At 65.5% G+C, this 19724-nt stretch carries 16 protein-coding genes; 5 read left to right on the top strand and 11 right to left on the bottom strand.

What is annotated here, in order from left to right; genetic code table 11:
- Nucleotides 1-414: 414 nt before the first annotated feature.
- Both amaA and amaB read right to left on the bottom strand, forming a co-directional pair.
- A complete protein-coding gene (gene amaA / locus DNK34_RS20220) occupies nucleotides 415-1701 on the bottom strand; it encodes an L-pipecolate oxidase (RefSeq protein ID WP_131177052.1) in 1287 nt (428 codons plus the stop codon).
- A 66-nt stretch (nucleotides 1702-1767) separates the two neighbouring features.
- On the bottom strand, nucleotides 1768-3258 hold the full coding sequence (gene amaB / locus DNK34_RS20225) for an L-piperidine-6-carboxylate dehydrogenase (RefSeq protein ID WP_131177053.1): 1491 nt from the start codon (nucleotides 3256-3258) through the stop codon (nucleotides 1768-1770).
- 135 nt (nucleotides 3259-3393) lie between these two features.
- Between amaB and DNK34_RS20230 the strand changes: the two genes are divergently transcribed.
- The 3 genes from DNK34_RS20230 (at nucleotide 3394) to DNK34_RS20240 (ending at nucleotide 7934) form a co-directional block, all read left to right on the top strand.
- On the top strand, nucleotides 3394-4299 hold the full coding sequence (locus DNK34_RS20230) for a LysR substrate-binding domain-containing protein (RefSeq protein ID WP_131177054.1): 906 nt from the start codon (nucleotides 3394-3396) through the stop codon (nucleotides 4297-4299).
- 124 nt (nucleotides 4300-4423) lie between these two features.
- Nucleotides 4424-5821 carry a 2-oxoadipate dioxygenase/decarboxylase HglS gene (hglS, locus tag DNK34_RS20235; protein ID WP_131177055.1) on the top strand — a complete coding sequence of 466 codons (1398 nt, stop codon included), beginning with the start codon at nucleotides 4424-4426 and terminating at the stop codon, nucleotides 5819-5821.
- Between the two features lie 163 nt (nucleotides 5822-5984).
- Nucleotides 5985-7934 carry a rhomboid family intramembrane serine protease gene (locus DNK34_RS20240; protein ID WP_131177056.1) on the top strand — a complete coding sequence of 650 codons (1950 nt, stop codon included), beginning with the start codon at nucleotides 5985-5987 and terminating at the stop codon, nucleotides 7932-7934.
- A 44-nt stretch (nucleotides 7935-7978) separates the two neighbouring features.
- On the opposite strand, the gene DNK34_RS20245 is transcribed toward DNK34_RS20240, so the two are convergent.
- From DNK34_RS20245 to DNK34_RS20270, 6 genes are all read right to left on the bottom strand, one after another.
- Complete coding sequence (locus DNK34_RS20245) at nucleotides 7979-8404, bottom strand: thiol-disulfide oxidoreductase DCC family protein (RefSeq protein WP_131177057.1); 426 nt, start codon at nucleotides 8402-8404, stop codon at nucleotides 7979-7981.
- Between the two features lie 48 nt (nucleotides 8405-8452).
- Entirely contained in the window at nucleotides 8453-8935 is a 483-nt protein-coding gene (locus tag DNK34_RS20250) for a DUF3592 domain-containing protein (protein ID WP_131177058.1), read from the bottom strand.
- A 74-nt stretch (nucleotides 8936-9009) separates the two neighbouring features.
- Nucleotides 9010-9588, bottom strand: a complete 579-nt coding sequence (locus DNK34_RS20255) for a hypothetical protein (protein WP_131177059.1) — start codon at nucleotides 9586-9588, stop codon at nucleotides 9010-9012.
- A gap of 14 nt (nucleotides 9589-9602) precedes the next feature.
- Entirely contained in the window at nucleotides 9603-10211 is a 609-nt protein-coding gene (locus tag DNK34_RS20260) for a hypothetical protein (protein ID WP_131177060.1), read from the bottom strand.
- A 1257-nt stretch (nucleotides 10212-11468) separates the two neighbouring features.
- Nucleotides 11469-13472 (bottom strand): peptidase U32 family protein, encoded by a 2004-nt coding sequence (locus DNK34_RS20265; RefSeq protein WP_131177061.1) that lies wholly within the window; start codon nucleotides 13470-13472, stop codon nucleotides 11469-11471.
- A 169-nt stretch (nucleotides 13473-13641) separates the two neighbouring features.
- Entirely contained in the window at nucleotides 13642-13989 is a 348-nt protein-coding gene (locus tag DNK34_RS20270) for a BRO family protein (protein WP_165496955.1), read from the bottom strand.
- A 119-nt stretch (nucleotides 13990-14108) separates the two neighbouring features.
- Here DNK34_RS20270 and DNK34_RS20275 point away from each other — a divergent pair, with 119 nt between their 5' ends.
- Nucleotides 14109-14525, top strand: a complete 417-nt coding sequence (locus DNK34_RS20275; protein WP_131177063.1) for a transcriptional regulator — start codon at nucleotides 14109-14111, stop codon at nucleotides 14523-14525.
- A 632-nt stretch (nucleotides 14526-15157) separates the two neighbouring features.
- On the opposite strand, the gene DNK34_RS20280 is transcribed toward DNK34_RS20275, so the two are convergent.
- Nucleotides 15158-16804: a methyl-accepting chemotaxis protein gene (locus tag DNK34_RS20280; RefSeq protein ID WP_131177064.1), complete on the bottom strand. Its 1647-nt coding sequence runs from the start codon at nucleotides 16802-16804 to the stop codon at nucleotides 15158-15160.
- 454 nt (nucleotides 16805-17258) lie between these two features.
- On the bottom strand, nucleotides 17259-17606 hold the full coding sequence (locus DNK34_RS20285) for a cupin domain-containing protein (protein ID WP_131177065.1): 348 nt from the start codon (nucleotides 17604-17606) through the stop codon (nucleotides 17259-17261).
- Between the two features lie 422 nt (nucleotides 17607-18028).
- Between DNK34_RS20285 and DNK34_RS20290 the strand changes: the two genes are divergently transcribed.
- A complete protein-coding gene (locus DNK34_RS20290; RefSeq protein ID WP_131177106.1) occupies nucleotides 18029-18652 on the top strand; it encodes a DJ-1/PfpI family protein in 624 nt (207 codons plus the stop codon).
- Between the two features lie 75 nt (nucleotides 18653-18727).
- Here DNK34_RS20290 and DNK34_RS20295 read toward each other — a convergent pair whose 3' ends face one another.
- Nucleotides 18728-19144: a hypothetical protein gene (locus DNK34_RS20295; protein WP_131177066.1), complete on the bottom strand. Its 417-nt coding sequence runs from the start codon at nucleotides 19142-19144 to the stop codon at nucleotides 18728-18730.
- Nucleotides 19145-19724: the final 580 nt, after the last annotated feature.

Raw genomic sequence — 19724 nt, forward strand, 5'->3', positions numbered from 1 at the left:
GTGCAGTCATGCGTAAATACCTGACTGGCGTCTGGGCTTGCCTGAAGCTCGGTGTGCCTTTCGATTCATCCGAGCTATTCAGCAATGAACACCTGAAAAACGCTTGACCACTAACAGAGTATCTACACGGTCGGTGGCTTTGTGCAATTTTGTAGGCGCTGCGACCCCGCGGCGAATGGCGGTCGCACCACGGATCTTGCGGGATGGCTGCAAGCGCATCGCGCCGAGGTCGACGCGCCTACACGGTCGGTGGCTTTGTGCAATTCCGTAGGCGCTGCGACCCCGCGGCGAATGGCGGCCGCGCCACGGATCTTGCGGGATGGCCGCAAGCGCATCGCGCCGTGAGGTCGACGCGCCTACGCGGGGGCGGTTTTCCGCTCTTCTGCAGGCGCTCGCTACAAAAACCTTGCCTGATCACAGCACCACGCGCAGGCACTGCCCCGCGTGGTACAGGGAAAACCCCGTCTCATAGGCGCAGCTTCTCAGCTCGGCGGCGCGCAGTGACTTCATCGGCGTGAAGGGAATGGGCAGCGCATCCGGCTCGTCCCTGAGCAGGAACCGGGCGAAGGCCTGGCCGATCACCGTGCCGGTGGTATTGCCGCGGCCGTTGTAGCCGGTCACGGCGACGATGCCGGGAGCCGGTTCGAACAGGCGCATCAGGTGATCCGGGGTGAAGTCGATGCAGCCGGTCCAGTGCATCTGCCAGTCGACCTTGCCCAGCGCGGGGAAGTAGTGCTGCTGGATACGGTCGGCCCAACTGCGGATGAACCAGGCCGGCTTGTTGTTGGCCCGGCCCATGCTGCCGAGCAGCAGCCTGCCATCGGCGTCGCGGCGGATGCTGCTGAGCACGGTGCGGGTGTCCCAGGAGCCCTGGCCATAGGGCAGGACCTGGTCGGCGGCCGCGCCGCTCAAGGGCACGGACGCGACCTGGTAGTAGTAACCGCGGAAATAGCTGCGGCGCAGCTGCGTCCATTCGCCCTCGGTGTAGGCGCCGGTGGCGATCACCACTTTCTCCGCGCTGACCGTGCCTTGCGCGGTGCGTACCTGCCAGCCATCGCCCTCACGCTGCAACGTCTGCACCGGCGAGTGCTGATGCACCTTGCCGCCCAGGCCGGTCACCACCTTGGCCAGGCCGATGGTGTAGGCCATGGGGTTGATGGTGCCGGCGCGGCGGTCGAGCAGGGCGCCGGTGATCCTGTCGGTACCGCAATAGGTCGCGCATTCGGCGCCGGTGAGCAGTTCGACGTCGGCGCCGCGCCGTTGCCACTGCGACTCGCGGGACCGCAGGTCGGCCAGGCCGGCGGCGTTGTGGGCCATGTGCAGGGTGCCGGCGTTGCGTGCCTGGCAATCGATGGCGTAGCGCCGGATCAGCGAGAAAACCTCGGCCGGCGCGTGGCCGAGCACCTCGTTCAGGCGCTGGCCGAGCGGCTGGCCCAGCGTCGCCTCGACATCGTCGGGCTTGATCCAGGTGCCGGCATTGACCAGGCCGACATTGCGCCCCGAACCGCCATGGCCCACCGCATGGGCCTCCAGCACGCAGACCGTCTTACCCTGTTCGAGCAGGTGCAGCGCCGCCGACAGACCGGTGATGCCGCCGCCGATGACGCACACATCGACAGCGGCGTGGCCGTCCAGGGCGCCGCACAGAGGCTCCTCGGGCGTCAGTGTTTCCCAGAGACAGGCTTGCTGGACAGTACCCATGCCGCGACCCTCTTCGAACAGCGATCCTGACTGCAACGATGGCGCTACGACCCCGCCTCGCGGGGCTCAATCGAACACGATGCCCTGGGCCAGCGGCAGCTCGCGGGAGTAGTTGACGGTGTTGGTCTGGCGGCGCATGTAGGCCTTCCAGGCGTCCGAGCCGGACTCGCGGCCGCCGCCGGTTTCCTTCTCGCCGCCGAAGGCCCCGCCGATCTCCGCGCCGCTGGTGCCGATATTGACGTTGGCGATGCCGCAGTCACTGCCCGAGGCGCTCTGGAAGCGCTCCGCCTCGCGCAGGTCGGTGGTGAAGATGCACGACGACAGGCCCTGGGGCACCTCGTTGTTCAGGCGCAGGGCGTCCTCGAACTCGTCGTAGCCCAGCACGTAGAGGATCGGGGCGAAGGTCTCGGAGCGCACCACCTCGCTCTGGCCGGGCATCTCGACGATGGCCGGGCTGACGTAGTAGGCGTCGGGGTATTGATCCTGCAACTGGCGCTCGCCGCCGAACACCTTGCCACCTTCGTCGCGGGCGCGGGTCAGGGCGCTCTGCATGGCATCGAAGGCCTGCTTGTCCATCAGCGGGCCGACCAGGTTGTCCTGACGCGGATCGCCGATGCGCACTTTGCTGTAGGCCGCCTTGAGGCGGGCGACCACCTCGTCCTTGACCGAGCTGTGGGCGATCAGGCGGCGCAAGGTGGTGCAGCGCTGCCCGGCGGTGCCGACGGCGCTGAACAGGATGCCGCGCACGGCCAGATCGAGGTCGGCACTGGGCGCGAGGATCATGGCGTTGTTGCCGCCCAGCTCAAGGATGCTGCGGCCGAAACGGGCCGCCACCCGCGGCCCGACTTCACGGCCCATGCGGGTGCTGCCGGTGGCGCTGACCAGCGCCACGCGCGGGTCGTCGACCAGGACTTCGCCGGCTTCGCGGTCGCCGATGATCAATTGCGCCAGCCCGTCGGGGGCGTCGCCGAAGCGCTTCAGCGCCTTGTCCAGCAAGGCCTGGGAGGCGAGGGCGGTGAGCGGGGTCTTCTCCGACGGCTTCCAGATCACCGCGTTGCCGCAGACCAGAGCCAGGCTGGTGTTCCAGGCCCACACCGCGACCGGGAAGTTGAAGGCGCTGATCACCCCGACCACGCCCAGCGGGTGCCAGGTCTCGCGCATATGGTGGCCAGGGCGCTCGGAGGCGATGGTCAGGCCGTAGAGCTGGCGCGACAGGCCGACGGCGAAATCGCAGATATCGATCATTTCCTGCACTTCGCCCAGGCCTTCCTGGGTGATCTTGCCGGCTTCGATGGACACCAGCTCGCCCAGCGCGGCCTTGTGCTCGCGCAGCACTTCACCGAACAGGCGCACCAGCTCGCCGCGGCGCGGCGCCGGCACGTCGCGCCAGGCCAGGTAGGCCTGCTGGCCGCTGGCGATCTTGCCGCGCACGGCGTCCGGGCTTTCCAGGCTGACCTGGGCGATGCGGCTCCCGTCGATCGGGGTATGCACGGCATGGTTGCCGCCCTGATAGGCGGCAGCACTGACCCCAAGGCTTTCGAGCAGCTCGTCGACCATGTTTATCTCCTGTATCGGGTGAGCGAAGGCGTTGCTGAGTAATGCCACGGAACGGGTTTCGTCACAAATGACCTTTACGCACCAGTTCATTCCCTCAGAGAATGAACCCTTTACACGCCTGCACGGAAGACGTCCATGTCCAAACGCCTGCTCCCCAGCATGACCGCCTTGCAGTGTTTCGAGGCGGCCGCCCGGCACATGAGTTTCACCCGCGCCGCCCAGGAGCTGCACCTGACCCAGAGCGCCGTGAGCAAGCAGGTCGCGCAGCTCGAGGACATGCTCCAGCACCTGCTGTTCCACCGGGTGCGGCGGCGCCTGCAACTGACCCCGGCGGGCGAGCTGTACCTGGCCGAGGTCAACAAGATCCTCACCCAGGTCGACATGTCCAGCCGCTACATCCTCTCCTATGGCGGCGAGACGGAAGTGCTCCGGCTCGCCACGCAACCGACCTTCGGCGTGCGCTGGCTGATCCCCAATCTCAAGGGCTTTTCCAGGCGCCACCCAAGCATCCACCTGGATATCCGCAACGAGCTGGAACCTTTCGACCTGGTGCAGGCCAAGGCCGATGTGGCGTTCTTCTATGGCAAGGGTTCCTGGCCGGGTGCCGTGTGCATCGAGCTGTTCGGCGAGGAGGTGGTGACGGTCTGCGCCCCGGCGATCCTGCCCGCCGCCGCGCTCGACAGCGCCGCCGATCTGACCTCGCTGGTGCTGCTGCAATGCGCGTCGCGGCCGGAGGCCTGGCACGAATGGTTCGAGGAGCAGGGCATCAACACCGAATACAGCTACCACGGCCCGCGTTTCGACACCTTTTCCATGTGCATCCGCGCCGCCCGTGCCGGTTGCGGGGTAGCCCTGGTGCCGCGTTTCCTGATCGAGGACGAGTTGGCCGAAGGCAAGCTGGTGATTCCCTGGCAGCACCTCAAGGTCAGTGAAGGCGCCCACTTCATCGCCTGCAGCGAGCCGTCCCTGGACATCCCCAAGGTGCGCCATCTGGTCGACTGGATTCTGCACAAGGCCGGGGCGCGCAGCCCGTTTCTCTGAGACGGGCCGGCCCCGGCTTCCCTGGATCATCATTCCGCCAGGGAATGGAAAACTGAGCGGATGTCGTTTGCCACGGCGCCGCGAGCCGCGCAGAATTCCACCGCGTACAAGGAGACCGCTCACCATGCAGACACAGGGCTTCGTCAGCCCGGACAGCATCCGCGCCCGCTTTTCCCGCGCGATGTCCGACATGTACAAAAGCGAGGTGCCGCTCTACGGCGCCTTGCTGGAACTGGTGGCGCAGACCAATGCGCGGGTCATGCGCGAGCGGCCCGAGGTCGCCGGGCACCTGCGCGCCACCGGCGAGATCGAGCGCCTGGACATGGAGCGCCATGGCGCCATCCGTGTCGGCAGCGCCGCGGAGCTGTCGATGATCCGGCGTCTGTTCGCGGTCATGGGCATGCAGCCGGTGGGTTACTACGACCTCGCCCCGGCGGGTGTGCCGGTGCACTCCACGGCGTTTCGCGCCATCCACGAAGCCTCGTTGCAGGCCAGCCCGTTCCGGGTCTTCACCTCGCTGCTGCGCCTGGAGCTGATCGAAGATCCCGCGTTGCGCGAGTTGGCCGCCGAGCTGCTGGCGCAACGCGATATCTTCACCGCGCGGGCCGTCGAGCTGATCGAACTGTGCGAGCGCAATGGCGGGCTCACGGCGGAACAGGCCGAGGCGTTCGTCGGCGAGGCGCTGGAAACCTTCCGCTGGCACAGCAACGCCACCGTCAGCGCCGAGCAGTACCGGCAACTGCACGACCAGCACCGGCTGATCGCCGATGTGGTGGCCTTCAAGGGGCCGCATATCAACCACCTGACGCCGCGCACGCTGGATATCGACGCGGTTCAGGCCGGCATGCCCGGGCATGGCATCACGCCGAAAGCGGTGATCGAGGGGCCGCCGCGGCGCGCCTGCCCGATCCTGCTGCGCCAGACCAGCTTCAAGGCGCTGCAGGAGCGGGTCGCCTTCGTCGGCCAGCAGGGTGCCGAGGGCAGCCACACGGCACGCTTCGGCGAGATCGAACAGCGTGGCGCCGCCCTCACGCCCAAGGGCCGGGCGCTCTACGACCGCTTGCTCGACAGCGCCCGCGAGGCCCTGGGCGAGTTTCCCGGCGAGGCCAACGCGGTGCGTTACCAGGCCTTGCTGGCCGAGCGCTTCCAGGCCTTTCCCGACAGCCTTGAGTCGATGCGCCGTGACGCACTGGCCTATTTCCGCTACTTCGCCACGCCCCAGGGCATCGCCGCCCGCGACCAGGCGGAGCGCCCGCAACGCCTGGAGGCGCTGATCGCGGCCGGGCACGTTCGCTACGAGCCCCTGGTGTACGAGGACTTCCTGCCGGTCAGCGCGGCGGGTATCTTCCAGTCCAACCTCGGCGACGGCGCTCGCAGCGACTACGCCATCAGCTCCAGCCAGGCGGACTTCCAGGCCGCCCTGGGCGCCACGGTGCTGGACGAGCTGAGCCTGTACGGCGAAACCCAGTCCCGCTCGCTCGAGGCCTGTGCCGAGGCACTGGGGTTGCCGGCATTGGCTTAGGGGCTGTTGAGGTTTCAGCGCCAGCCGCGTTGTTGCGAATACGGCGAGCCGGTTCACAGCCTGCCATCGCGTCGGGTGACCTGTACGACGATTTGCGGGAAAGTTGCAGGCTGCGGGGGCTACACGCCTACCAGAACATCTTGAAAGAAGGAGTGCACAGCAGATGGAACCCACTGGCCAACATCGTTTGCGCCTGCCCTGGCTGACCCTGTGTCTGATCATCGCCAACCTTGGCGCCTACTGGTGGATGGCCGACACGCTCGGTCATTTTGGCCCCTATGACGAAACCGAGCTGATGCTGCTCGGCGCCAACGTCGCCTCGTTATCGGCCACCGGCGATTATGCGCGGCTGTTCACCAGCATGTTCCTGCATGGCTCCTTGCTGCACCTGGGGCAGAACATGTTCGCTCTGCTGCTGATCGGCACCACCCTGGAAAGCCTGCTGGCGCGCTGGCAATGGCTGGCGCTGTACCTGCTCGGCGGGCTGTTCGCCAGCTTCGCCTCCGCCACCCTCAACTTCGACCGCGAGCAGGTCTCGCTCTTCGGCCAGGTGACCCAGATCATCTACATCAGCGTCGGCGCCTCCGGTGCGATCATGAGCCTGGCGGGCGCCGAACTCGGCGTGGCGCTGGGGCTCAAGCTCTGGGCGATGAACGAGGGCGGAGAGACCAGGCAGCCCGACAAGCTGCTGCGCAGCGCGCTGCTGATGCCGATCCTGGTGCTGGTCTATGGCCTGCTGGATGGCGGCACGGACAACGTCGCCCATGTCGCGGGTTTCCTGTTCGGCCTGCTGGCGGTCGCACCGGTTGCCGCGGCCTATATCATCAGCGCCTGGCCGCCGCGCGTCGCGGTGGGCCTGGGTGTGCTGCTGGTGCTCGGGCTCAGTGGCCTGCAGCTATTCGGCCGGGTCGCCAGTCATCCGGACAGCGAGGGCTTGCGCCAGTTGGCGTTGTGGGAGGTCGAGGAAACACGACGGCTGAGCGATCTGCATCAGCGTGTCGCCCAGGAGCGCCAGGCGTCGTTGTCGCCGGCTACGCCCGAGCAGGCCAAGGGCCTGGTCATTCCCGTGCCCTTCGTCGGGCGCATGGTGCCGAGCTCCGATCCGCAACGGGTGTTCCTGCTGAAGAACTACAACCAGGCGCAGATCATCGAATACGACCTGGCGCGCAATGCGCCGGTGCGCACCCTGATCGACCACCCTTACGCCGGCAACGACCTGTGGGGGTGCCCCGTGGAGCAGTGCTTCGGTGTCGGTGTCTCCGACCTGCAGCTCGACGAGGCCAATGGCAAGGGCTACGTCAGCAGCCTGGTCAAGGGCGCGCTGAGCCGCATCGACCTGGCCAGCGGCCGCATCGACTGGACGACCGTGACCGGCAAGTTCCCGAGCCGCCTGCTGCTGCGCGAGGGGCGGCTGTACAGCCTGGATCGCGTGGACAACAGCCTGGTGATCCTCGACGCCGAAAGCGGCAAGCAACTGGAGAAGGTGCAATTGCCGGGCGAGGGCGATAACCGGTATCGCTGGCCCCAGGGCGAGACCCTGCAGTTCTCCAGCCAGGGCGATGCGTTGTACCTGTTGCCGGCCGAGCGCCAGCCGTTGCGCCTGGACCTGGCCAGCCAGACGCTGACGCCGGTGGGCGACGAAGGCGCCAGGCAGATGGGCCGCGATGGTCAGGGGCGCCTCTGGCTGCTGTACGAGGACGGGGTGTTCTATCCCGAGCTCGATGCGCGCCGCGAACGGGTGTTCTTCCGTATGGACCGGCATGTGTCACCACGTTACGTCAATACCACCTTCATCGATCGTGATGGCCGGCAGCCGCTGATCCTGCACCTGGAATCCAACTTCGTACTGGCCAGTTCGGGCCGCACCGGGCAACTGTTGCGTCTGTATCCGCTGGCCCATCCCGAGAGAGAGCAGCTGTACCTGCAGGCCCTCGATGGCGGCCGCTTCTATGTCAGCGGCCGGCAGGCGACGCAATTGCTGGACATCGACACGGCCTTGCCCGCGGCAGGAGCCGGTGACGCCTATCAGGCGCAACTGGAAGAGCAGCCGCAGTGGAAGCGTCAGTTCAAGCGCCAGGAGCCGCCCCGGCCGGCGTCGGGCTGGGGCTGGTAGCCGGGGCATCAGACCACGCCCGGGGCCGGCGCGCCAACCGCGTGTCACTCATGCAGGAAACGCGCGCGGTCTTCGGGGCGGGGCAGGGGGCAATGCCGGTAGCGGCCGAACAGCCGATAGCGATTCTGCGCGATGCGCTCGTAGCCCCAGTCGCGCAGGCCCCGTGGCAACAGGCGCAAGGCGCTCAGGTAGCGCCACGGCGCCGGCAACTCGGCGATGATCCGCAGAAAGGCATCGCTCCTGGCATGGGCGTGTTCGCCATCGACGTAGAGCAGGGTGTCGAAACGATCGAGCGGCATATCGAACCAGGCCAGGATCGCCTGCCCCTGGGGTGACTGTACGCAGCACAGCTTGAAGCGGGCGTCGCGATCATGGCGCAGCAGAAAGCGGCTCCAGCCGTTGCACAGCTTGCACACGCCATCGTACAGCACGACCCGATCACCGGCCTGCAAATAGGGGGGATAAGGCATCTGCATCCTCCGCACTGGCGATGCGCTCAGGGTAGCGCAACTGCGGGCTCAGTAATGAAGATCTTCCCGTGCGTGGGAGCACTGCCTGACCAGCGCATGGATCGACACGGCGAGTAGCCCGAAAATCGCAGCGATGCAGGTCGTGAACACCAGAAAGTTCATGCGGCTGTGCTCGTAGATTTCACGTGGCATGTGAACGCTCGGTAGCACAGGGGAGTGCATGATTTCGATGGTCTGGCCCACGGAGTACCTCGGGGTGTCGGGAAGACGATACTGCTCGGCAGCGCCGGTGAAACGCATACCGTCGGGCATGCTGAAGCTGTATTCATAACGCTCCACGCTGTCGTTTGCCGGCACGCCTTGCACCGAGGTAACGACGCCTTCCTGGGTCGCTGGCCACATCTTGATAATTGCAACCGTGGCGCCGCTCTGCGCCAGAAAGGCGATGAAGGCGAAGACGGGAATCATCCAGATGGCGAAGGAGGACAGGGTGAACAGAAAGTCGCGCTGTTCTTCTCTGGGGTAGTACATGCTCATCAATCCTTGATCGCGTAAACGCTGTCCAAGGGGCGCGAGCATCGAGCTCGCTGCCCCTTTTGCTTGCCTCAGATCAGCTTCCGGCGTTGCGCCTCTTCCAGGCTGCTGCGGGTAAGCTGGACAAGGATGTTGTCGGCCGACTCGTTGAACGGTACGGCGAAGATCAGCAGCAGCTGCATCCAGGTGGTGATGGTTTCGCGTTTCTCCACCGTGCCCAGCAACTTGCCCTCAGCATCCTTGAACTGGGTTTCCATGGTCAGTTCGTTGCTGAACTTGCCGGGGATGATGAAGAGCGTCAGCCCGGTGATGAAGGCACTGGCGAGGCTGCCGCGTTCGTGATTGCTCACCCGCACGCTGACATACAGGTCGGCGGATTCCTTGGCGGTGGTCACGTTGCCGAAGCGCTCGCTGCTCTGGTACTGGGCCAGGACGAGCTGTTCCAGTTTGGTCTGATCGAAGCCGCCGGCGCGGTTCTGGTCATTGAACAGGTACTGGCTGTCGAGCTGCAGATAGGCCGAGGGTTTCTCGACCTGGGGTGCGGCCAGCGGCCACTGCTCGACGGGCTGAAGGTCGTGGTGCGAATAGGACATGCAGCCGGTCAGGGTCAACAGCGCGCTGGCCAGCAGTGCGGCAAAGAGGTGTTTCATGGGGTACATCCTTGTCAGGGGTGAGGGAGTTTACGGGTGCCGTCTTGCAGGAGTTGCTCGACCAACTGGTTGAGCTGGTCGGAGCCCAGCGACATGTTGAAGTAGTCGCTGTCCCACAGGCCGGTGTTCTGTTGCAGCTTGATCGCCTGCTCGCTGCTGGCCAGAACCTTGCCGCTGGCATCGACGATCTCCAGGCTGCCGGCCACGTCGTACTTGTCGACATAGATCGGGCCGTTCACCCAGATCCAGATGGTCAGGGTCAGCAGGGCGCCGGGGAAGTAACCCGGGTGAGGCGTGCGCTTGCCTTGCAACGAGGTGAAGGTGAATTGGAGTGCCACGTCCTGCTCGCCGAGCGTGGCGGGGAAGCTGATCAGTTCCTCGAAGTACTCTCCGCGCTCTACCCGGCGGATCAACTGTTGGGTGAACTGGGCGCTGAGCGTTTTGCGCAGCGCCTCGTCGATCTTGCCGTCGGTAATCGCCACGTCTTCGATCATGGCGGCGCGTGGCTGGGTCTGAGCGGCTTTCTGGGCCGGATCGCCGATGGGCCCGGCGGGATTGAACGACACGCAGCCGGTGAGTGCCAGAAGCAATGCGGCGGCGGCCAGATGATGCAGTGTTTTCATGCTCGTCCTTGACGTGTTGCGCTGTAGAAACGGAGGTGTCCTCGGTTTGAGGGCCGGATCCTCGATTGGCGGCGGGATTCTAAGGATTGACGAGGCAAAGCGCGAGAGGCCTGGGCCGGTTTTGTGAGATGAACGACAACTCGAACAGCGATGCAGGGCTGGTTGCAGGTAATTCGTGTCTCACGTTCCCTTGGGCGTCAGCAACGGAGCTCGGTGCCGGTGTGCGTAGCACGATATCGACGGAAAATATCGCTTGTCCGCCAACCGTTGCCGATACCTTGAGCAACAGGATGAGCTGCGCAGATCGCACATGCTCGGGAAGCGTCGGTAACGGAATTGCAGGGCAGAGAGGCTGTCCGCCCATGCCACTGCGCAACGGGGAATGATCCTGATGGTGGCGGGTAACGTCCTTGTCGGCAGATGAGCCTGCGCGTTGCCTGGTATGACTGCGTATGCCATGTGCCCAGGGGATCATCGACAAAGCCCCTCACCCCGGCCCTCTCCCGGAGGGAGAGGGGGCTCGATCGCTGGTCAGCTCTGGATCCGGTGCGGTCTTTGCGATGTTCTGCGCGGTCGGATATACGCGGATATAGCTCTACTGCTTTGCGCCAGGTCGGGGGCTCGATCGCTGGCCGCTCTGGATCTGCTGCGGTTTTCGCGTTGTTCTGCGCCTGCGGATAGACACAGATACCGCTCTGCTCCTTTCCCTCCAGGGCGGGAGGAGGGCTCGATCACTGGTCTGCTCTGGATAAGGTTCGGTTTTCGCGCTGTTCTGCGCCTGCGGATAGACACAGATACCGCTCTGCTCCTTTCCCTCCAGGACGGGAGGAGGGCTCGATCACTGGTCTGCTCTGGATAAGGTTCGGTTTTCGCGCTGTTCTGCGTCTGCCGGATAGACACAGATACCGCTCTGCTCCTTTCCCTCCAGGGCGGGAGGAGGGCTCGATCGCTGGTCAGCTCTGGATCCGGTGCGGTCTTTGCGCTGTTCTGCGTCTGCCGGATAGACACAGATACCGCTCTGCTCCTTTCCCTCCAGAGCGGGAGGAGGGCTCGATCGCTGGTCAGCTCTGGATCCGGTGCGGTCTTTGCGCTGTTCTGCGTCTGCCGGATAGACACAGATACCGCTCTGCTCCCCTCTCCCTCTGGGAGAGGGGCCGGGGGTGAGGGGCGGGTGGCAGGCGATACGCCCGGCTTGCCGCCGTCGCTCCCGGATCGGCGGCTCTGCCGATGATCCGCGGCAGAGCCTGGGCCAACCCCTCAGTGCGGTGCGCGCTGGCGTGCCGTCTTGAGCAGGTCTTCCGGGCTGATATGGCCGACCACCTGGGTCGCGGCGCTGCCGGGAAGCGGCAGGTCGAGGATATGGCCCTTCATCTTGCCCACCACGTGCATCTCGCAGGGCTTGCAGTCGAATTTCAGGGTCAGCACCTCGTCGCCGTGTACCAGTTGCATCGGTGCGACCTTGGTCTTCACGCCGGTAACGCCCTTGGCCTGTTTCGGGCACAGGTTGAAGGAGAAGCGCAGGCAATGCTTGGTGATCATCACCGGCACCTCGCCGGTTTCCTCGTGGGCCTCGTAGGCGGCGTCGATCAGTTGCACGCCGTGGCGATGGTAGAACGCGCGGGCCTTGTGGTTGTAGACGTTGGCCAGGAACGACAGATGCGACTCCGGGTATACCGGCGGCGGATCGCTCTCGGCCTTGCGTCCACCGCGCGGGTGCGCCGCCAGGCGCGCCTGGGTGAGCGCCTCGATGGCTTCGCGGCGCAACGTCTTGAGCTGCGAGTTGGGAATGAACAGGGCCTGCGGCGCATCCAGCTCCACGCCCTGGGCGTGGTAGAGGGTGGTGCCCAGCTGGGTCAGCAGGTCGCGTAATTGCTCCAGCGCCTGCTCGGGCTTGTTGGCCAGGCCGAAGGGGCCGTTCAGGGCGACGCTGACCTGCACGCCTTCTTCGCTGCGCGCGGTCAGGCTCAGGCGCTCTTCGCGCAGCGTGGCCTGCCACTGGATGCCGATCCGGCGTTCGGCCGAAGTCTTCTGCAGCGCCTGCTGCCAGTTGTGATCCAGGTTGCGGCTCAGTGGGTGGTTGGGGCGCACGCGGTGCAGCGCCTCGGGCATCTCGTTGGGCTCGACGCGATAGCGCCAGCGCTTGGCGCCGTCTTCCTCGAACTCACCCTTGAGCTCGGCGATGTTGGCGCGAAAGCCCACCACTTCGCGCTTGATCAGCACGTTGAGGCCGTCGCCGTTGGACAGCGGCGCCTGGGTGACGGCGATCAGGTCGCGCTTGTTCACCTTCTCGACGTGGCCGACGGAGAGCCCGGTGAAGGTCGGTGAGTCGAAGGCGCCGATATCGATCTTGCGCTCGCTGACGAAGTAATCGGTGCTGCCACGGTGGAAGGTCTTGTCCGGATCGGGCACGAAGAAATGCGCGGTGCGGCCGCTGGAGGCGCGGGCCAGATCCGGGCGCTCCTCGAGAATGTCGTCGAGGCGCTGGCGGTAGTAGGCGGTGATGTTCTTCACGTAGCCCATGTCCTTGTAGCGCCCCTCGATCTTGAACGAGCGCACGCCGGCCTCGACCAGGGCGCGCAGGTTGGCGCTCTGGTTGTTGTCCTTCATCGACAGCAGGTGCTTCTCGAAGGCGACGACGCGGCCCTGATCGTCCTTGAGGGTGTAGGGCAGGCGGCAGGCCTGGGAACAGTCGCCGCGGTTGGCGCTGCGGCCGGTCTGCGCATGGGAGATGTTGCATTGCCCGGAGAAGGCCACGCACAGCGCGCCATGGATGAAGAACTCGATGGCCGCGTCGGTCTCGTCGGCGATGGCGCGGATTTCCTTCAGGTTCAGCTCGCGGGCCAGCACCAGTTGCGAGAAACCGGCCTGATCGAGGAACTTCGCCCGGCCCAGGGTGCGGATATCGGTCTGGGTGCTGGCGTGCAGCTCGATTGGCGGGATGTCCAGATCCAGCACGCCCAGATCCTGCACGATCAGCGCATCCACGCCCGCGTCGTAGAGCTGGTGGATCAGCGCGCGCGCCGGTTCCAGCTCGTCGTCATGCAGGATGGTGTTGATCGTGGTGAATACCCGGGCATGGTAGCGGTGGGCGAACTCCACCAACTGGGCGATGTCGCTGACCTCGTTGCAGGCGTTGTGCCGCGCGCCGAAGCTCGGCCCGCCGATGTAGACGGCGTCGGCGCCATGCAGGATGGCCTCGCGGGCGATGGCGACATCGCGGGCAGGGCTGAGCAGTTCCAGGTGGTTCTTGGGCAAGGACATGGTTTTTTCTTTATAGAGAGGCTGAGCACGGTCAAGGTGGGCATTGTAGCGGTCCGCGGGGCGGAGGGCATCTCGAGCCGCCAACTGGCGGCGATGGCGCCCGGGCTATTGCGCTGCCTGGTCGGTAGCGCCTTCGGTGTTCCCCTGCCATGGCAGGGCGATCGCGGGTTCAGCCATGAGCCCGGCTGGCGCCGTTCGGGCTGTCCGCTTCTGCCGGGCACTGGCGCAGCGCCTGGTCCAGCCAGTTGCGCAAGCGCCTGATCCCCGGGGCCGTGCCATGGGCGCTGAGGCGCTGCAGGTTTTCCAGGTTGATCATCGCTTGTGGGGTTGTGTCGCTGCCGAACAGAATGCCTTCGGGCCGGCAGTATTCGAGCAGGGCGCTCTGCCAGTCGGGGTACTCCAGTACGGTGCACAGCGCTTCGGCATCGAACCACGGCTGGCCGTCCGTTGCGTAGCGCAGGGTTATCTCGTGATCCTCGAGCGCATGGCCTTCGACTATCGGACGTTGTGGCCGCATCGTTCGCCTCCCTGGCATGCCCTGTCTCTGTCATTTACTCACGATGAAATCATCAATTCCATTTAATATGCAACCGAATGTTCAATCAAGCATGGACGCGGAATTTAACGTCCGCCTCCATGACTGAGAAAACCGAATTCGCCCAGCGTTTGCGTAATGCCATGCTCGCTGCAGGATACCCAGATCGCCCGGCTGTCTTGGAGCGTGAGTTCAATTCGCGTTACTGGGGGCGCTCGGTAACCTTCCAGGCGGTTTCCCGCTGGCTACGTGGTGAGGCGATTCCTTCCCAGGACAAGCTGCAGGTGCTGGCCGAATGGCTGAAGGTGGAGCCCCAGGCCTTGCGCTTCGGCGAGCGGGCCGCCCTGGCCGCGCGCGAGCAGCGCGGCCGCTGGGAAGACCCGAAGTTCTATCCGGAACGTGAGGCCATCGAGGCCTTTCTGGTGCTGCCGCCGCAGCAGCGCAAGGTCGTGCGCGATGTGATCATGGCGTTCGCCCTCGCCGCGCAGGCGGGCAACAAGAAGCCGGACACCGACTGAGCCCGGGCCGGTGTGACGGCGGCCATTAAGCCGCAAGCTACAAGCGGCAAGTAAAAGCGGGGAGGCGCCCGCCAACCCGTAGATAGCGTCTTGCTCTCTGGCCTGCAAGAGCCCGTTCGGCGTCAGGGTCCACCCGTAGGAGCGTCGCCCTCGGCGCGATGTTGCAAGAATCGCGCGATGGCCACGATTCGCCGCGAGGTCGCGGCTCCTACGCAAATGTGGTTATTGCTGAATCCCGTGTAGATACCCTCTTGATCCGGCCTGCAAGAGCCCGTGCGGAGTCAGGGTCCACCCGTAGGAGCGTCGCCCTCGGCGCGATGTTGCAAGAATCGCGCGATGGCCACGATTCGCCGCGAGGTCGCGGCTCCTACGCCAATGTGGCTTATTGCTGAATCCCGTGTAGATACCCTCTTGATCCGGCCTGCAAGAGCCCGTGCGGAGTCAGGGTTCACCCGTAGGAGCGTCGCCCCCCGGCGCGATGCGCTGGCGGCCATGTTGCAAGAATCGCGCGATGGCCACGATTCGCCGCGAGGTCGCGGCTCCCACACGAATGTGGCCATGCTGCGCATTGGTTGGATGAGACGGCGGGGCGCCGCGAGCCGCCGTACGATTGCCGCCGGCGGCCCGGGTTTTCAGAGCTGGAAGCGGGCGATGTTTTCCCGGAGTGCCTCGCTGGTTCTGGCCAGGCTCTCGCTTTCCCGCTGGGTCGCGGCGAAGGCCTCGGCGGACTGGGCGCTGTTGTCGCGCACGGCGACGATGCTCTGGCCGATCTGCTCGGCCACCGTGCTCTGTTCCTCTGCCGCCGCGGCGATCTGCTGGTTCATGCCGTTGATCCGTTCGATCATGCCGACGATCCGCACCACCGCTTCGCCGGCTTCCGAGACGCCGCCGACCGACTGCTGGCTGGAGGTCTGGCAGTGCTGCATGTATTGCGCGGTCTCGTCGGCGATGCGTTGCAGGTTGCCGATCAGGCTTTCGATTTCCGCGGTGGCGCCCTGGGTGCGCTGGGCCAGGCCGCGCACCTCGTCGGCTACCACGGCGAAGCCGCGCCCGGCCTCGCCGGCGCGCGCCGCTTCGATGGCGGCGTTGAGGGCCAGCAGGTTGGTCTGTTCGGCGACCGCCTTGATCACGTCGAGCACGCTGCCGATATTGCCGCTTTCCTGCTTCAGTCGGGCCATGGCCTCGGCGGACCTGTCGATGACCCCCGCCAGCTCGCCGATCAGGTCGACCGCATGGCGGGTCTTGTCCTGGCCGAGGATGGCGGCCGTGTCCGCTTCGCCGGCTGCCTGCGCCGCCGCTTCCGCGTTGCGCGCCACATCCTGGACGGTGGCCGACATTTCGTGGATGGCGGTGACGATCTGCTCGATCTCCTGCTGGGCCTTGGCGACACCGGCCGCGTTGAGCTGGCTCGATTCGGCCATTTCCTGGCTGGCGGCGGCCACCGATTGCGAGGAGGCGTCGATGCGCTGCGCCATGTCGCGCAGGTTGCGCTGCATCTGCCGCAGCGAACCGAGGACGCCCTGGCCGCTTTCCGCACCGGCGTGCTGGCGCAGGTCGCCCTCGGCTACCTGCTGGGCGAGGCGGTCGAGGTCGCTCGGCTCCGCTCCCAGCGCCTTCAGCAGCCTGCGGGTGATGAGGTGGCCAAGGACGATGGCGAGCAGGGCGGAGAACAGGGCGATGCCCAGCAGCAGGGCACGTTGCTGGCGGTAGCTGGCATCGTTCTGCTCGAGTTGTTCGGCAGCCAGTTTCGCGGTGTAGTCCAGGTATTCGTCGATCGCTGCCGTCAGCTCCCGCAGCAGGGGCGTGCACTGCCGGGCGATCATCTCGATGGCGCTCGCGTCCTGCCCGGCGAATACCTGGTCGGCGATGTTCTTGGCGATGGGCTCGTAGCGCCGCTCGATGGCCTGGATGTTGTTGAACAGCGTGCGCGCCGTCGCGGAGACATCATCGTCCTGGGCGATCTCCAGGCCCAGGGCGTCGAGTTGCCGGGTGACCAGGTTGCTCGCCGCCTCGACGGCGGAGCGCTGGCCGGCGCGTTCGGCATGATCGACGATCAGCACCAGGTTGCGCAGGGCGATGGCGCGATCCTTGGCGGCGTTGGCCAACTGCCCGGCGAGCTGGGCGCGATGGTCGATGCCGTTGATATAGCGCGAGAAACTGTCTTTTGCGGCCGCCAATTGGTAGAGGGAAGCACCGGCTACCAGCAGCAGAAGGGCGACCAGGATGGCGTAGCTCAGGTAAAGCGTGGTGCGAATGGATAGCTGGCGGGTTTGCGGCATTCTGGCGCTCTCTCTGGTCGGCGGACATGAAAGGGTTATCGGCAGGTCAGGGGAAAACTGAGGTATTCGCTGGCGGCAGCCGTCATTGCTACTGAAACCATGATCAGTTTCGTTATTGAACTATAGGTTTAACCGTTCGCAGATTAGTTGACCTGGGACATGCTGGCGAAACGATATTTTTGCAGCGCATTACAATTCGCGCTTTGATAGGCAGCGCGTGGCGGGTTGCATCGATCGACGGGGCGCGCCGTTTGCCGATGCAATGCCGGCGAGCGAGGGCGAATGGCGCTCGGCGGCAGCTGTACGGGGCAGGACTGCGGAGGGTGATGCAGGAAGGGCCGTGCGTGGCTGGGACTGGCAGCCGGGGCGAGAGTGCTGTCGTTATCTCGGCCCGAGTGCGAACGACCTTGCCGCACCTGGCCTGCGCCACCCACCCGCAAGGTGGGGGCTGTCTTCAGGCGAACACGAAATACTTGCGCAGCGTCTCCAGCACCTCCCAGGTGCCTGTCATGCCGGGTTCGACCACGAAGATATCGCCGGCCTTGAGGTGGATCGGCCGTTGGCCGTCCGGGGTGACGATGCAGGAGCCTTCCTGGACGTGGCAGTACTCCCACTTCACGTATGCCACGCGCCACTTGCCGGGCGTGCAGATCCAGGTGCCCATGATCTTGCTGCCGTCATCGGAGGTGTAGGCGTTGAGGTTGACCGTATGCGGGTCGCCTTCGATGCGCTGCCATTTGCAGGCATCGACGACGGGCATCGGTTGGGTATCGCGCAGCACGGTGATCGGCGGGTTGGGCATGGACAGCTCCTGAGGGTGACGGGTAAAGGGCGTTCACCATAGAGCGGCGCGGTGCAGGCCAGTTGCCTGGGGTCGACATGGGGCTGTCCATCCGCGCTGTACGCAGGCCCGCGATCAGAGAAGGAGCCGGGGGCGCCTGCAGAAGAGCGGCAAACCGCCGCGTCGACCGCGGCGCGATGCGCTGCTGGCCATCGCACAAAGCCTGTCATGGCCGCCAATCGCCGCGGGGTCGCGGCTCCCACAGGGCTTGGGCCAACCGACTTTTTGCGGGCCAAACGCTTAACTGACTGGCATTAGGGTAAGGGGGCATCCAGCATTGCTCGCCGGGCCTCGGCTGTAAGGCTGCAATCGCTTGTGACTGTGCCTGTCCGGCAGGAGCCGGCGAGCCGAGAATGCAACAGCTCGATCACCCTGAGGCCGCCATGCACATCGCCATTCTGACCTTCGAAGGTTTCAACGAACTGGATTCGCTGATCGCCCTGGGCATCCTCAACCGCATCAGGCGGCCGGACTGGCGCGTATCCCTGGTGTCGCCCAGCGAGGACGTCACCTCGATGAATGGCGTGCGGCTGAGGCGCCAGGCGGCTCTGGAGGATATCGAGCAGTTCGGTGCCGTGCTGGTCGGCAGCGGCAGCCGCACCCGTGAAATCGCCGAGGATGCTGACATCATGCGACTTCTCGCGCGACTCGACCCGCAGCGCCAGTTGATCGGCGCGCAATGCTCGGGCACCTTGCTGCTGGCCAGGCTGGGCCTGCTCGACGGCGTGCCCGGCTGTACCGATCTGACCACCAGGCCCTGGGTGCAGGAGGCGGGTATCCAGGTGCTGGAACAGCCATTTTTCGCCAAGGGCAACCTGGCCACGGCCGGCGGCTGCCTGGCCTCCTGCTACCTGGCGGCCTGGGCGCTCGTGCGGCTGGTCGGCCTGGAGCCTGCCAGCGCCGCCTTGCACTACGTGGCGCCGGTGGGCGAAAAGGACGAGTACGTGGCGCGGGCGCTCGGGCATATCCGGCCCTATCTGCCGTCTGGCGTCGTTATGCCGGCCTGACGCTCCACGCTTCGCCGGGTCATGTCGCTCGGGACGCTCAAGGCATCCGGATGGTTGCCACTGCAACGTACCGTATCAGCCGGGGATCCGATCTACCCAGCGGTTCCATGCCAGTGACAGACGCCGTAGGGGAGGCAGTTTATCCATCAGGGCGATGATCGAACCGAAGCTGACCGCCCAACCGATGAAGTAGACGAAGCTCTTCGCCGAATAGGTGCGGCCCGCGACAATATGGGCCTGCAACTCCATGCCATGCAGTTGCCACTGCTCGAGCAGTTTGCCTGCCAGGTACATGGGAATGCCCATGACGCCGACGCAGAATGGCAGAAGCAACAGGAAGCCCAGGGTCGCGGCCATGGCGCCATAACCGAGGACCCGGTTCGCCAGGGCGGTCACGATCAGCAGCAGTGGCCAGAGCAGGGCATAGGTCGGTAGCGTGAACAGGCCACCCAAGGCGCCCAGGGCGAGTTCCGCGAGTACGGGGTCGATCATGTCGTCGTATGGGGCGGTTGTGGTCGATGGAATTCGGCGGCAGGTGATGATCCCCATCGCTGGCGATCATCCGCGGCGGGGAGTCTAGCACGCCGGGTCGACCCTCCCCACGCAGCGTGTCGCGCACCATTGTGCCTCCGGCGCATGGCCTCATTCTCCACAGTTGCCTGTGGTCGTCCGCCTGGCAACGATCAATGACGCTTTGTTCATCCATCCTTGCGCCGGGGGCCGGAGCACTTGCTAAAAGAGCATCTGCGACATTCAGCGGCCGTTGTAGTTGGCCGAGAATCGCCCGTTGGCGACCTGCAGGAACTGTTCGCCACCACCGTTGAGGCGCAGTACGCCGGTCGACGTGGCGGTCGTCCATCGCGGTCACGGTCAGCACGAAGCGGCTGCCGTCACTGCCGTCGCCGGCGTACGTCGTGGTATTGCCATTGCCGTTCTGCACGTAATAGGTGGCATGCAACTCACTGTCCTCAGAGCTGTAGGTGCCCGGCTGGACATCCGCATGCAGCAGCTGAAACATGAAGCCCGGCGACATGGGGTCGCTGTCAAGATGCCCGCCCACCGTGTTTCGGCC

This window comes from Phytopseudomonas dryadis (assembly GCF_004327355.1).
GTDB lineage: Bacteria > Pseudomonadota > Gammaproteobacteria > Pseudomonadales > Pseudomonadaceae > Aquipseudomonas > Aquipseudomonas dryadis.

What these genes read in the sequence shown, in the direction of transcription:
- amaA (WP_131177052.1), bottom strand. Translation starts at nt 1,701, where the DNA reads ATGGGTACTGTCCAGCAAGCCTGTCTCTGGGAAACACTGACGCCCGAG.
- amaB (WP_131177053.1), bottom strand. Translation starts at nt 3,258, where the DNA reads ATGGTCGACGAGCTGCTCGAAAGCCTTGGGGTCAGTGCTGCCGCCTAT.
- DNK34_RS20230 (WP_131177054.1), top strand. Translation starts at nt 3,394, where the DNA reads ATGTCCAAACGCCTGCTCCCCAGCATGACCGCCTTGCAGTGTTTCGAG.
- hglS (WP_131177055.1), top strand. Translation starts at nt 4,424, where the DNA reads ATGCAGACACAGGGCTTCGTCAGCCCGGACAGCATCCGCGCCCGCTTT.
- DNK34_RS20240 (WP_131177056.1), top strand. Translation starts at nt 5,985, where the DNA reads ATGGAACCCACTGGCCAACATCGTTTGCGCCTGCCCTGGCTGACCCTG.
- DNK34_RS20245 (WP_131177057.1), bottom strand. Translation starts at nt 8,404, where the DNA reads ATGCCTTATCCCCCCTATTTGCAGGCCGGTGATCGGGTCGTGCTGTAC.
- DNK34_RS20250 (WP_131177058.1), bottom strand. Translation starts at nt 8,935, where the DNA reads ATGTACTACCCCAGAGAAGAACAGCGCGACTTTCTGTTCACCCTGTCC.
- DNK34_RS20255 (WP_131177059.1), bottom strand. Translation starts at nt 9,588, where the DNA reads ATGAAACACCTCTTTGCCGCACTGCTGGCCAGCGCGCTGTTGACCCTG.
- DNK34_RS20260 (WP_131177060.1), bottom strand. Translation starts at nt 10,211, where the DNA reads ATGAAAACACTGCATCATCTGGCCGCCGCCGCATTGCTTCTGGCACTC.
- DNK34_RS20265 (WP_131177061.1), bottom strand. Translation starts at nt 13,472, where the DNA reads ATGTCCTTGCCCAAGAACCACCTGGAACTGCTCAGCCCTGCCCGCGAT.
- DNK34_RS20270 (WP_165496955.1), bottom strand. Translation starts at nt 13,989, where the DNA reads ATGCGGCCACAACGTCCGATAGTCGAAGGCCATGCGCTCGAGGATCAC.
- DNK34_RS20275 (WP_131177063.1), top strand. Translation starts at nt 14,109, where the DNA reads ATGACTGAGAAAACCGAATTCGCCCAGCGTTTGCGTAATGCCATGCTC.
- DNK34_RS20280 (WP_131177064.1), bottom strand. Translation starts at nt 16,804, where the DNA reads ATGCCGCAAACCCGCCAGCTATCCATTCGCACCACGCTTTACCTGAGC.
- DNK34_RS20285 (WP_131177065.1), bottom strand. Translation starts at nt 17,606, where the DNA reads ATGCCCAACCCGCCGATCACCGTGCTGCGCGATACCCAACCGATGCCC.
- DNK34_RS20290 (WP_131177106.1), top strand. Translation starts at nt 18,029, where the DNA reads ATGCACATCGCCATTCTGACCTTCGAAGGTTTCAACGAACTGGATTCG.
- DNK34_RS20295 (WP_131177066.1), bottom strand. Translation starts at nt 19,144, where the DNA reads ATGATCGACCCCGTACTCGCGGAACTCGCCCTGGGCGCCTTGGGTGGC.